Annotated in this window: 8 protein-coding genes; 7 read left to right on the top strand and 1 reads right to left on the bottom strand. The window is 47.9% G+C overall.

Annotated elements, in window-relative coordinates; genetic code table 11:
• The first annotated feature begins 79 nt into the window (after positions 1–79).
• From D328_RS0102945 to D328_RS0102915, 7 genes are all read left to right on the top strand, one after another.
• Positions 80–2,056 carry a glycoside hydrolase family 2 protein gene (locus D328_RS0102945; RefSeq protein WP_018883459.1) on the top strand — a complete coding sequence of 659 codons (1,977 nt, stop codon included), beginning with the start codon at positions 80–82 and terminating at the stop codon, positions 2,054–2,056.
• 277 nt (positions 2,057–2,333) lie between these two features.
• Positions 2,334–4,052, top strand: coding sequence for a sensor histidine kinase (locus D328_RS0102940; RefSeq protein WP_231505449.1), 1,719 nt, complete (start codon positions 2,334–2,336; stop codon positions 4,050–4,052).
• Between the two features lie 24 nt (positions 4,053–4,076).
• Entirely contained in the window at positions 4,077–5,651 is a 1,575-nt protein-coding gene (locus D328_RS0102935; protein WP_018883457.1) for a response regulator transcription factor, read from the top strand.
• A 164-nt stretch (positions 5,652–5,815) separates the two neighbouring features.
• A complete protein-coding gene (locus D328_RS0102930; RefSeq protein ID WP_018883456.1) occupies positions 5,816–6,736 on the top strand; it encodes an ABC transporter permease in 921 nt (306 codons plus the stop codon).
• A 39-nt stretch (positions 6,737–6,775) separates the two neighbouring features.
• A complete protein-coding gene (locus D328_RS0102925; protein WP_018883455.1) occupies positions 6,776–7,690 on the top strand; it encodes a carbohydrate ABC transporter permease in 915 nt (304 codons plus the stop codon).
• 38 nt (positions 7,691–7,728) lie between these two features.
• Positions 7,729–9,264, top strand: coding sequence for an ABC transporter substrate-binding protein (locus D328_RS0102920; RefSeq protein ID WP_018883454.1), 1,536 nt, complete (start codon positions 7,729–7,731; stop codon positions 9,262–9,264).
• Between the two features lie 67 nt (positions 9,265–9,331).
• Positions 9,332–11,401, top strand: a complete 2,070-nt coding sequence (locus D328_RS0102915) for a beta-galactosidase (RefSeq protein ID WP_018883453.1) — start codon at positions 9,332–9,334, stop codon at positions 11,399–11,401.
• A gap of 203 nt (positions 11,402–11,604) precedes the next feature.
• Here the strand turns inward: D328_RS0102915 and D328_RS0102910 are convergent, their stop codons facing one another.
• Positions 11,605–12,459, bottom strand: coding sequence for a helix-turn-helix domain-containing protein (locus D328_RS0102910; RefSeq protein ID WP_018883452.1), 855 nt, complete (start codon positions 12,457–12,459; stop codon positions 11,605–11,607).
• Positions 12,460–12,477 lie beyond the last annotated feature (18 nt).

The raw sequence follows: 12,477 nt of genomic DNA, 5'->3' as shown, positions 1-12,477 counted from the left end.
CAAAGATATAAAGGCAGCAGTACTCAATAGAGCAGAGGCACGACATAGCGAATCAGAAAGAGTATGGAGGAAATCAATCATGGCGAGATTCAGTTATCCCCTTAGCGAGATTTGGAAGTTCCAAGTAGACCCTACGAGCGAAGGAAGCATGCAGAACTGGTATGAGCATGGGCTTCCAGATGCTCAAGAAGTCAGCATCCCACACACCTGGAACGTACAGGAAGGGCTGGAGGAGTTCAGAGGTACGGGCTGGTATTCCTATTCCTTATTTGGTCAACCGGAATGGGAAGGGCAGCTGCTCCGATTACAATTCGATGCTGTCTACCACGATGCCACGGTCTGGGTTAATGGGCAGCATGCAGGTGAGCATGCCAATGCCGGCTACACCTCCTTTGTATTGGATGTGACAGGACTTATTGCTCCTGGTCAAGACAATTTGATCGTGGTGTCAGTCAATAATGAGAACAGCATGACGGCGCTTCCGTTAAGCAATAGCTTCGATTGGCCTGATGATGGCGGGATTATTCGCGGCGTATCGCTGATCGTCACAGGACAATATGCGATGGATTATACCAAGCTCAAGGCTGTACCTGTATTTACGGATGAGGGCGATAGTGCTGCCTATGGTGTATTATCTGGTGATGTTTTTTTAACTACGGAGAAATCCGCCCAATTGGACGTACCTTTGACAATGAAGATAGGCATTTTCAGAGAAGACAGCCTTATTGCTCAGCAAGAAATAGAGATAATACCGAAGGGGAATCCAGTACAGCTACCCGAGATCCGAGTAGAGCGACCGCATTTGTGGCATTTTGATCATCCCCACCTATATACCGTCTCCATCTCTTTAACATGCCAAGGACTCATGACCGATGAATGGAAGGGAACCATAGGCTTTAGGGAGATTCAAGCACAAGGTAATCTGCTGCTATTGAATCGAGAGCCTGTGCGATTAATGGGTGTAGAGTGGATGCCAGGGTCGCATCCAGATCACGGAATGGCAGAGACGGAAGAGCAATGGATTGAGATGCTTGAACATATCAAGCATGCGAATTGCGTAATTACCCGTTTTCATTGGCAGCAAGATAGCAAGCTTCTGGACTGGTGTGATCGTCATGGCTTGCTTGTGCAGGAGGAGATTCCGCATTGGCAGACACCAGCAGATCCTGATGATACCTGGCTGGAGCGCTCCATACAGCACGCCTCGGAGATGATCCATCGCCATTATAACCATCCTTGTATTTATGCCTGGGGATTAGGTAATGAGGTCAATGGACAGTCTCCAGTTACGGTTCACTTTTTCAGGAAGCTAAAATCGCTGGTGCACGAAATAGATGATACAAGGTTCATTAACTACGTATCTAATACGGTTCATGAGAATCCTGGGCTAGATGCAACCGGGGTGGGCGATGTAATTATGTGGAATGATTATATTGGAACATGGCATGGGGATCTGGAGCGCCCTGCCGTCATTCGGAGCATAGGCGAGGACTATCCTGATCAACCTATTATTGTAGCGGAATTCGGATTGTGTGAACCAGCATTTTCAGGTGGAGATGCACGACGTGGAGAGATTCTGGTAGAGAATACCCTGGAGTACCGCAAGCACCCTGGCATTGCAGCACTCATCTATTTCAGCTTGAACGACTATCGCACGCAGATGGGTGAGGATGGAGAGGGAAGACTTCGACAGCGTATACATGGATCTATGGATTGCTACGGAATGCCAAAGCCGTCCTATGAGGTGCTGAGAGAATTGGGCTCTCCATTGGAACTAAGCGCTGCCTGGAAGCCGGAAAAGGATGGGCTTGAGCTAAGTATTACCATTCGTGATAGTATTCCTAGCTACACTTTGACAGGGTATACATTAACAGTACATGAACCAGACGGAGGGAACACGAGCATCACACTTCCTAACATGTTGCCAGGTAAGAGCTATGTAGTGAGTCTTGATGGCATCGCTACAGACCATTGGCAACAAAGCTTCCTTCAGATTCATAGGCCAACTGGCTTCTCTGTAGTGTATGGTGAACTGATTGAATTTATGGAAATATGAGAATGGGGTAACCCTCGTAGATATAGTATTACTTTTCATTGGTTAACTCCATGCCATGAATCTATGAAGTTGGATATAATGATGAGGTGTGACTGGTTGAGATGCTACCGATGAGATATGACCGAATGATATGATTAAGGTAGCTTAGGTAGCCAATAAGGCCGATCAATGAGATCGGCCTATGAGGCGTATGGAGCAAGGACGCATGATAAGCCATTTACCCCATTAGAGACCTGTAGATAATCCAAGCGATGAGGTGGGGACAGATTTGAGCCGAGTGATACATAAAAAGAAAATAATCCCTTATACGTACAGAATGATGATCTCCTACCTGTTGCTTGTCCTCGTAACCGATGTGGCCATCGGCTATTTCTCATTTATAGTACTGACGGAGTCGCGCACAGAGATTGCTGAGTCCAACATTCGGACAGTAATGACCCAGACAAGTGGTAACCTGAAGTACCAATTAGACGAGATTCAGCGCATATCCGACACGCTGTTCAGCAGCGCAGCTTTTCAGCGTGCCCTGCAGAAGAAAGGCGATCCCTATGAAATGTATCTGACCATGCTGGATCACATCGTTCCACAAATGAAAGCACCCTTGCAGTTATTTGGTAATCCGATACGCATCATCCTATACGCCAATAATAGTGATCTGAATGTGGTAGAGGGGGATGACCTGTCGAAGCCGCTGCAGGAGAGCGATTATTATATCTTATCCTCGAATGAGATTAAGGATAGCGATTGGCTGCCGGCGATCTTGAACGGACGCGACAATCGCTGGATGCAGGTTGAGTCGGATCAGGAGCTAAGCCATATTTCTCATGTGCGCCGGATGTTGTCTTTTAACGATTATCAGGTCAGCGGTACGCTGCGAATTACAGTCGGGCTCGGTGATTTGGTTGGGGACCATGTGTCGTTTCCGGAGGAAGATGGTATCACTATGCGGCTCGTTGAGGGGACTACAGGTGTGGTGTTGTACGAGCGTGGTGGCACGGGGGTGGAACTGGAGCAAGCTAGCTCCTATCTTACCCTGAAGGAGGAGGTAGCTGGAACGGATCTGGTCATCGAAACCTGGGTGCCCCAAGACTATTTGCGAAAGGATGCCCGTCGTCTTCAATGGGTCATCCTGGCTGTGTGTACCATCAGTTTTCTGGTGATGGTGTTGATCGGCTACGTGTTAGCCAGACTTTCAGGCCGGAAAATGGGGAAAATCATATCGCTTGTTCGAACGTTTGAAAGCGGCGGGTTTGAGCAGCGGCTTCGTATCCATGGCAACGACGAGTTCAGTCGTATTGCTGATGCGTTCAATGCTATGGCTACGAATATTCAAGAGCTAATCAGTAATGTCTACATACAGGGCATTCGCCGTAAACAGGCTGAGCTTGACGCGCTACAGGCGCAGATTAATCCACATTTTCTGTACAACACATTGTCTACGATTAGCAGTCTTGCAAACCTTGGAGAGACCGCTCAAGTTACTGAAATGGTTAAGGGGTTGTCGAAATTTTATCGTCTTACGCTCAACCAGGGGAATGTGCTCATACCCATTGGCAAGGAGCTGGAGCAGGTGGAGACGTATATGAATATTCAGAGAGTCAAATATGTTGATGCCTTTACCTTTACTAAAGACGTGGACCCTGACATATTAGAAATTCCGGTCATTAAGCTGATCCTGCAGCCATGTGTTGAGAATGTATTCAAGCATGCCTGGTATGGGGACACCATCGCAGTCCGGATTACGGGGCGAAGGGTAGGTAGCCTTATTGAGCTTGAAGTGATTGACAACGGTGTTGGCATGAAGCCGGACACGGTTCATTCCATACTTACTGAAGCCGGGAAGGAAGGCGGGTATGGGCTGAAGAACGTCAACGAAAGAATTAAACTCCGGTATGGCCAGGAATATGGGATCGAGATCGGAAGCGTGTACGGTGGAGGTACAACGGTGCGCATATTACTACCTGCAGATCCATCTTCGGATGTAGAAATATCCTAAGCCTTGCTGAATGGAGGAGACGACATGATTGTAAATGCCCTGCTCGTTGATGATGAGAGAATCGACCTGGAATGGCTTCGACGCAGAGTGGCAGGTAGCGGCTTGGCACTTCATGTGGTTGCGACGGCGAACAGTGGCTTCGCTGCGCTAGACATATTGAAGGAGCATCGGATTGACTTGCTGATATCCGACATCCGAATGCCAATTATGACAGGGACCGAATTTGCACGAAAAGCGAAGGAAATGAATCCACGAATTAAAATCATATTTATTAGCGGGCACGAGGACTTTGGTTATGCACGAGAGGCGCTGTCTCTCCATGCATCTGGTTACTTACTGAAGCCTGTGGATGACCACGAGCTGCAGGAGATGCTGGCTGAGTTATGTAGCGAGATCAGACAGGAGTGGGAGAAGATGAGGTCTGATGATGAGGTATTGTCGTTGGCCAGTCAGGCGCTTCTTCTCCGCTGGCTGCGTGGGCGATCGCACAGGGAGGTTGAGGAGCATGTACAACAGATCATAGCGCCGATTGTCCTCGGCGGAGCTGCAGTGGCTGTCATTGAGTTGGATGATGTGGAGTGGAAAATGCGTGATATACCCTTGAATGAGCGTGACCAATTATCCAGTGAGATACTCAGGTCTATTGAGAATTTCGCTGTGGAAAATGGGCTGGGAACGATCATCGCCAGTCCATCGGATTATAGATTTGTTCTACTGGCAAGAGGGACGGAAGAGGAAAATAATGTCCTGCTGGAAGAAATGATCCTCACCGTAGCTACCGCCTTTCCGCTGACAGTAACCGTTGGGTGTGGCAAGTCTACCGATGATTGGAGACAGCTTCCTGAATCCTATGATCAAGCGATAGCTGCGCTAAATGCCAAATGGCTAGTCGGTAAAAATCGACTGATCCGTGACGTGGCTGAGAGGCCATTACATCATCAGCCCCTTGAGAATTTGGATGAGACGATTGAACGCATGCTAAAGGCCATAATGTCTTATGACCTGGTGGGCATTGATGATTGTCTGCTACAGATTTTTGGGCACAACCGCCCCATTCACCAGCTCGATGATGTGTATAATCTGATCATTAGAATCACTTCCAAGCTGCATGCCGAGCTACAGCAATTGAAGGAAAATTTGTATGAGCTACTTCAATGGGAATCCCATCAACCAGCGGTGCTGTTTCAGTTTGAGACGGTTAGTGACATTTTGTCCTGGTTGAGGCGACGTTTTTTTGAACTGTCTGAGATGTTGTTCATCAAGCGGTCGAATTCCAATCGGAAGCTAATTGAGGAAATTCTGAATTATGTCAAGCTGAGAATTGAATACAAGGTGACGCTCAAGGAGGTCGCAGCCTATTTTAACTTCTCGCCGAACTACCTGGGGCATCTGTTCAAGGAAGACACGGGCATGAACTTCAGTGATTTTCTTCTTGAGCAGCGCATGCAGCGCGTATGCGAGCTGCTGGCGGAGCCATCACTTAAGATCTATGAGATTGCCGAGCGAGTCGGCTATAAGAATATCATTTACTTCAATCGGCAGTTCAAGCAAGCAACGGGAATGTCCCCAGGGGAATATCGAAAAAAACACAATATATAATTGCGGCTAGCGTCAGAGCGATCAGGCTCTGACGCTTTTTCGTTCGAATCGTAGAATGAGTATAATATTTAGTTGCTTGCCTTAATGCCGTAGGAGCTCTCATACAGCCTATAATCAGAGTATGAAAACGCTAACCTTATACGGTTACATGAGAGGTGACATCTATGAATCGAAGCGGCTTTTGGAGTGACGTGGTAAAATATCGTACCTTGTTGCTCATGCTGGCACCAGGTCTGCTGTTCTTTCTTGTGTTTGCTTATGTTCCAATGGCTGGGGTAGTTATGGCCTTTAAGCAATTCACGTACGAAGGTGGGATCTTCGGCAGCCCCTGGAATGGGCTGGACAACTTTCGTTTTTTCTTTGAATCAGGTCAGGCATGGCAGGTGACCCGCAACACGGCTTTATACAATATCGCCTTTATTATTGTGAATAACGTGCTGCAAATCACGATGGCGATTTTACTGTTCGAGGTGGCGAACAAATGGTTCAGAAAAATCTTTCAGACCATGCTATTTCTGCCCTATTTTATATCCTGGGTCGTTGTTGGCGCCATTGCTTACAATCTGTTCAGCTACGATTTCGGCATGATTAACGTTGTGCTGCAAGCCGTGGGTATGGAACCGGTGGATATTTATAACACGGCTGCTTATTGGCCATTTTTGCTGGTGCTTGTAGCAGCTTGGAAAGCGGTCGGCTACGGCTCCATTATGTATTTGGCAGCCATTACGAGCATTGATACAGAGATGTATGAAGCTGCTGAGATTGATGGTGCCAATGTGTTCCAACGCATCTTCAGGATTACGATACCGAATCTGTATCCAACGGTCATCATTCTGGTGCTTCTCGCAGTTGGCAACATATTCCGTGGTGATTTTGGGATGTTCTACAATATGGTCGGCAACAATGGCCTCTTGTTCGGAAACACCGATGTCATTGATACGTTCGTGTTCCGCTCGTTAACTACAGCCAATGATATCGGAATGTCCTCAGCTGTCGGATTCTATCAGTCGGTACTCGGGTTCGTGACTATTCTGCTGGCTAACTATGCTGTACGTAAATATGATAAGGACCGCGCGTTGTTCTAGAGCAGGTTTGCACAGGTGCTTAGAAAGGAGTAATTCAACATGAGTACACAAGTAACAAGTAGCACGGTGAGTAGGAGAAGCGCCGATGAATGGCTGCTTCAGATTATTGGTTACCTCCTGCTCGCGATCATCTCGCTCATCTGCCTGGTTCCATTCATCCTCGTACTCTCGTCGTCACTGACGGAGGAGAGCAGCATCATCGAGAACGGATACCAACTCATTCCCTCGGTGTTCTCACTGGATGCATACAGCCTGCTCTTCGAATTTCCAGAGCAGTTGATAAAAGCCTATGCAGTCACGATCAGCGTGACGGTTGTCGGAACGGTCATTGGCTTGTTCCTGACGTCGATGACGGCATATGTGCTGGCGCGAAGAGATTTTAAGTGGCGGAACGGATTTTCATTCTTCTTCTTCTTCACCACGCTGTTCAGCGGAGGCTTGGTTCCATGGTACTTAATGATTGTTAATTATCTGCATTTGAATGATACGTTTCTTGTATTGGTATTGCCGATGCTGATGAATGTCTTCTATATTATCGTCATGAAGTCTTTCATGCATGGTATTCCAGAAGCCATTACGGAATCTGCAAAAATTGACGGAGCAGGAGATTTCCTGATCTTCACGCGTCTCATTCTCCCGTTGTCCAAGCCTGCATTGGCAACGATCGGTTTGTTCATAGCTCTAGGGTATTGGAATGACTGGTATCATGCCATGCTATTTATAACGAAAGAAGATCTGATGCCACTGCAATATTATTTGTACAAGATGTTAGGGAATATGGATGGTATGCGAAAGGCAATGATCTCGTCGGGGGCGGTCGTGAATCTCCAGATTCCTACAGAAAGCCTTAAAATGGCGATGACTATTGTGGCGATTGGCCCGATTCTTCTCCTGTATCCGTTTATTCAACGCTATTTTGTGAAGGGTCTTACGATTGGTGCTGTAAAAGGATGAGTTCATATTGTTAACAATATTTGATGGGGGTTACGACCATGAGACATAAGTATACATCTGCTAAATCTACTGTAGTGCTGCTTGCCCTTATTTTGGTCTTGTCTGCTGTCCTGGCGGCCTGCGGGGGAAGTAATGAGAATACTGCAAACGAAGGCTCGGGAGCGTCGGGAGCAGCAGGCGAGGTTAAGCTCAAGATGATCCTTCTTGGCGGAAAGCCGGTTGATTATGATCTTGTCTTCGCTGAGCTGAACAAGAAGCTGAAGGAAAAAATGAATGCGACTCTCGAAGTGGAGTTCCTGGATTGGTCCGATTGGAATCAGAAATATCCATTGAAATTTGCCGCAAATGAAGATTTTGATCTGGTATATACCTCAAGCTGGGCTTACTATAACGATCAGGCCATTAAAGGCGGATTCCTGGAAATTACAGATGAGATGCTGCAAAAAAATGCGCCACTAACGTGGGAGAAAATGCCTAAGGTATCGTGGGATCAGGCAAAAATCAACGGCAAATTGTATATGGTTCCTAACAATAATCTGGAGATCACCAACAAGGTTGTACTGTACCGTGAGGATCTTCGCAAGAAATACGACTTGCCAGCTATTAATAGCTTGGATACCTATGCGAATTATCTGAAGACGGTTGCGGCGAATGAGAAGGGAATTACGGCTTTTGGGGCAAAAGCTGCTGATGGCTGGAGATGGCATGAGCTGGATCAGATTGCACTGGAGCAAAATAATGATTTCAAGGTTGTCGATCTGCGTATTCCGCTGGCCTACAAGCTGGATGATACGACTGGCAAGGTGTTCAATGTATATGAAACTGCAGAATTCAAATCCCTGCTAGGCTATTATAAAGATTTGTCTGATAACGGAGCATGGTCGAAGAATGTGGTGACCAATAAGAATGATATCTGGCAAGACATGAAGGCTGGTAAGGTATCCTCGTACGCACACAATCTCGGTACAACGGCATTCAATTTGGCGGAAGCCCGTCGCGATACACCAGAGCAAGAATATGCGATTGCAGATATTACACCTGGCAGCAAGAAGCTTGGGGCCATTTCGACGCAGAACGGGATCGCTATTCACGCGACTACCAAGCAGCCAGAGAAGGCATTAATGCTGATTGATCTGCTACAGAACGACAAGGAGATTCATTATTTAACGATGTACGGTATTGCTGGTACGCACTACAACCCGGAAGGCGATGACAAGTTCTCACCAGGACCAAGTGCAAGTAACTACACAGGATTCTCGAACTGGGGCTGGAACTCCTATTTGAATCGTCAGGACTCCTCTTATCCAGTAGAAGCAGACGACATCTTTAACAATTGGCAGGAAAATGTATACCACTATCCATTGGAGACATTTGTATTCGACGATGCCAAGGTGAAGTCCGAAGTAGCTAATATTAGTAATGTTATGGTGCGCTACGGCATTCCGCTTGAGTACGGACTCATTCAGGATCTGGATCAAGGACTGGCAGCCCTGAATTCTCAGCTCAAGGCCGCGGGAATCGATAAAGTTCAGCAAGAGATGCAATCGCAGATTGATGCTTTTCTTGCCAAGTGATGAGCACAGGTTGAGGGGCTAGTCCCCTCTTTCTCTTTTTCATAGACAACAGGGGAGATGAATAAAGATGTCACATAAAGTCGCGCCGATCAGTAACAAGCTTCCAGTATTCATGCATGGTGCAGATTATAATCCTGAGCAATGGCTGCATGATCCTCGGATTTTCGCAGAAGATATTCGGCTGATGAAGCTGGCAAATTGTAACGTAATGTCTGTGGGGATCTTTGCTTGGTCAGCACTGGAGCCGGAGGAAGGACGCTTTGAGTTCGAGTGGTTAGATCATGTCTTGGACACATTTGCAGAGAATGGCATCTATGCATGGCTCGCTACACCTAGTGGTGCAAGACCAGCCTGGATGTCGCAGAAGTATCCTGAAGTATTGCGAGTCGAAGCTAACCGCATTCGCAATCTGCATGGACTGCGTCATAATCACTGCTACACCTCGCCCGTCTACCGGGAGAAGACAAAGATTATGAACTCGCGACTCGCTGAAAGGTATGCCCATCATCCTGCCGTCTTGGGCTGGCACATTTCGAACGAAATGGGCGGTGAGTGCCACTGCGATTACTGCCAAGCGGCGTTCCGCGAATGGGTGAAGGTGAAGTATGGTTCCATGGAGGCGTTAAATCACGCTTGGTGGGCAACCTTCTGGAGCCACACGTATACGGATTGGTCGCAGGTGGAGTCGCCAGCGCCTCACGGAGAGAACGCTGTCCATGGACAAAATCTGGATTGGCGGCGTTTTGTATCCGATCAAACACTGGACTTTTATAAGCACGAGGTGCTCCCGCTCAAGGCAGCCAACCCTGAGCTACCGTGCACGACGAACATGATGGACTGGTTCTATGGGCTGGATTATCATAAGTTTGCTGAGGAGCTGGACGTGATTTCCTGGGATGCGTACCCGGCATGGCACGAAGCGCCCTCGGATCGTAATGTAGCCTCATGGTTCGCCTTCAATCATGATCTGTTTCGTTCATTGAAGAAAAAGCCATTCATGCTGATGGAGAGCACGCCCAGCTTGACGAATTGGCAGGCTGTGAGCAAGCTGAAACGACCTGGCATGCATAAATTGTCCTCCTTGCAGGCTGTTGCACACGGGGCTGATACCGTACAGTATTTCCAGTGGCGTAAGAGCCGCGGCGCCAGCGAGAAATTCCATGGGGCCGTGGTGGATCATGTTGGCCACGAGCACAATCGTGTATTTGAGGATGTAGCTGAGCTAGGCAAGACGCTGGGGCAGCTTACAGACTTGATCGGCACGCTGGTTCCAGCTGAAGCTGCAATTCTGGCCGACTGGGATAATCGCTGGGCGATAAATGACGCACAAGGCCCACGCAACAGTGGTCTTCATTATGAGGAGACCGTGATGCAGCATTACCGTGCATTGTGGGATATGGGGGTACCCGTAGATATTGTTGGCTCCCATGATGATTTCTCGGGCTATAAGCTATTACTACTGCCAATGGCTTACCTTCTAAGGCAAGAAACAGGGGAGAAGATTGAAAGATTCGTCAGCGAGGGTGGCACTGTAGTTATCACCTACTGGAGTGGTATCGTGAATGAAAGTGACCTGTGCTATCTGGGTGGCTTTCCGGGTCCATTGCGGACCGTAGCCGGCATCTGGGCGGAGGAGATCGAGGGGCTGCACGACCAGGATCGCAATGCCTTGGTGATGGATGCTGGCAATTCGCTGGGCTTTGAGGGTTCGTTTGAGATACGGGAATTGTGTGAGTTAATCCACACCGAGACGGCAGAAGTGCTGGCTGTGTATGGTGATGACTTCTACGCGGGACGTCCAGTGCTTACCGTGAATCATTTTGGCGAGGGTCAAGCCTATTATCTTGCGGCTCGGGTACATGAACCTCTGTTCTATCAATTATTCTATGCAGGGCTTGTTGAAGAGAAGCAGGTAACACGTGCTCTTCAAAGTAAGCTCCCAGCAGGTGTGACTGCGCAATTGCGAACCGACGGTGATACGGATTACGTGTTCTTGCTGAATTTCTCAGGTACGATCGTTACGATTGAGCTGGACGGTGAGGAATATGAGAATATGGAATCTGGTGACGTACTCTCAGGTCAAGTAGAGCTACCTGTCAACGGTGCTTGCATTCTGCGACGCCGTGCGGTGAAGTAGTAAGCAAAGCCCCGTGGAACAGATTTTGGTGACCGCCAAGTCTATTCTACGGGGCTTTTTTAATGGATAGAATGTATATGTTTTCAGCGGAGCTGAGCCATCCGAAAATACGAAAGAAAAACTCCATTAAAGGCGGTCTGTCTTCTATGATAGTACGTCGAAAGATGTTCTTCATGTACTTAACGTATGGCTTGTATGAGCTATCACGATTGCTCTCGATGCTGCTTACGGAAATGGGAAGGCGTTACTCCATAATAAGAAGCGAATTGCCTTGAGAAATAGTCCGATGAATGAAAGCCCACATCCAGTGCAATTTCGGTGATGGGACGGAATGTATATTGCAGGAGCTTCTCGGCTTGTCTGAGTCTATACTTCATCAAGCTCTCAATAATCGAATCCCCTACCTGCTCTTTGAATAGGTGCGAGAGTCTTGACGGGGAAAGACATACTTTGTGCGCCAGCTCCTTGATCGGATGATCCTCTGCGTATTGCTCCACAAGGATATTGAGAACCTCCCGAATGCGGGGGTCCAAAGTTTTCTTGTCGGACTGCAGCCCGGAGAGCAATAGAATGATCTCTTCCAGAGCGTTGAGAGTGAGCTCATCTCGTAGCAATGCAAATGGGTCCAAGCGGTAGGAAAGCACACGGCGAAACGCCGATTCGATGGAAGCGCGGGTGCTCTTATCAGTAATATTGATCTGATATACAGGTCCATCCGTATTGCTGGAAGGCATCCAATCAACCCAGGTGATGCGCGGGATGAAATGAGCCCACATTTTCTCCCAGATCATGTCTTCAGTAGTGAAGTATTCTTGCGGTGTTCCGGGAGAGAGGAGAGTCACTGAGCCTGGTATACACTCCAGATAGCCTCCGTTACCATTCCGAATCCGCCCTTGGCCTGATAACGTGTACATAATTAGCCAGTCCTTGGTGCCCTCGGGACGCTGGCACTTATATCCGTAAGGCTCACGATAATGATCGGATACCAGAATGCCTGGTGGATGGGGGGCTTGCTTATTCGATTTGCGAACAGCAGGATAGTTAGGTTTAACAGCCATATTATCATTCCTTTCCGA

The organism is Paenibacillus massiliensis 2301065 = DSM 16942, from assembly GCF_000377505.1.
Taxonomy (GTDB): Bacteria; Bacillota; Bacilli; order Paenibacillales; family Paenibacillaceae; genus Paenibacillus; species Paenibacillus massiliensis.
Note: the sequence above shows the minus strand (reverse complement) of the source record. Positions and strands in the feature narration are given on the sequence as shown.

Bases quoted from the DNA above. Each gene is read 5' to 3' on its own strand.
- D328_RS0102930 (WP_018883456.1), top strand. From the start codon at position 5,816: ATGAATCGAAGCGGCTTTTGGAGTGACGTGGTAAAATATCGTACCTTG.
- D328_RS0102935 (WP_018883457.1), top strand. From the start codon at position 4,077: ATGATTGTAAATGCCCTGCTCGTTGATGATGAGAGAATCGACCTGGAA.
- D328_RS0102920 (WP_018883454.1), top strand. From the start codon at position 7,729: ATGAGACATAAGTATACATCTGCTAAATCTACTGTAGTGCTGCTTGCC.
- D328_RS0102910 (WP_018883452.1), bottom strand. From the start codon at position 12,459: ATGGCTGTTAAACCTAACTATCCTGCTGTTCGCAAATCGAATAAGCAA.
- D328_RS0102925 (WP_018883455.1), top strand. From the start codon at position 6,776: ATGAGTACACAAGTAACAAGTAGCACGGTGAGTAGGAGAAGCGCCGAT.
- D328_RS0102945 (WP_018883459.1), top strand. From the start codon at position 80: ATGGCGAGATTCAGTTATCCCCTTAGCGAGATTTGGAAGTTCCAAGTA.
- D328_RS0102915 (WP_018883453.1), top strand. From the start codon at position 9,332: ATGTCACATAAAGTCGCGCCGATCAGTAACAAGCTTCCAGTATTCATG.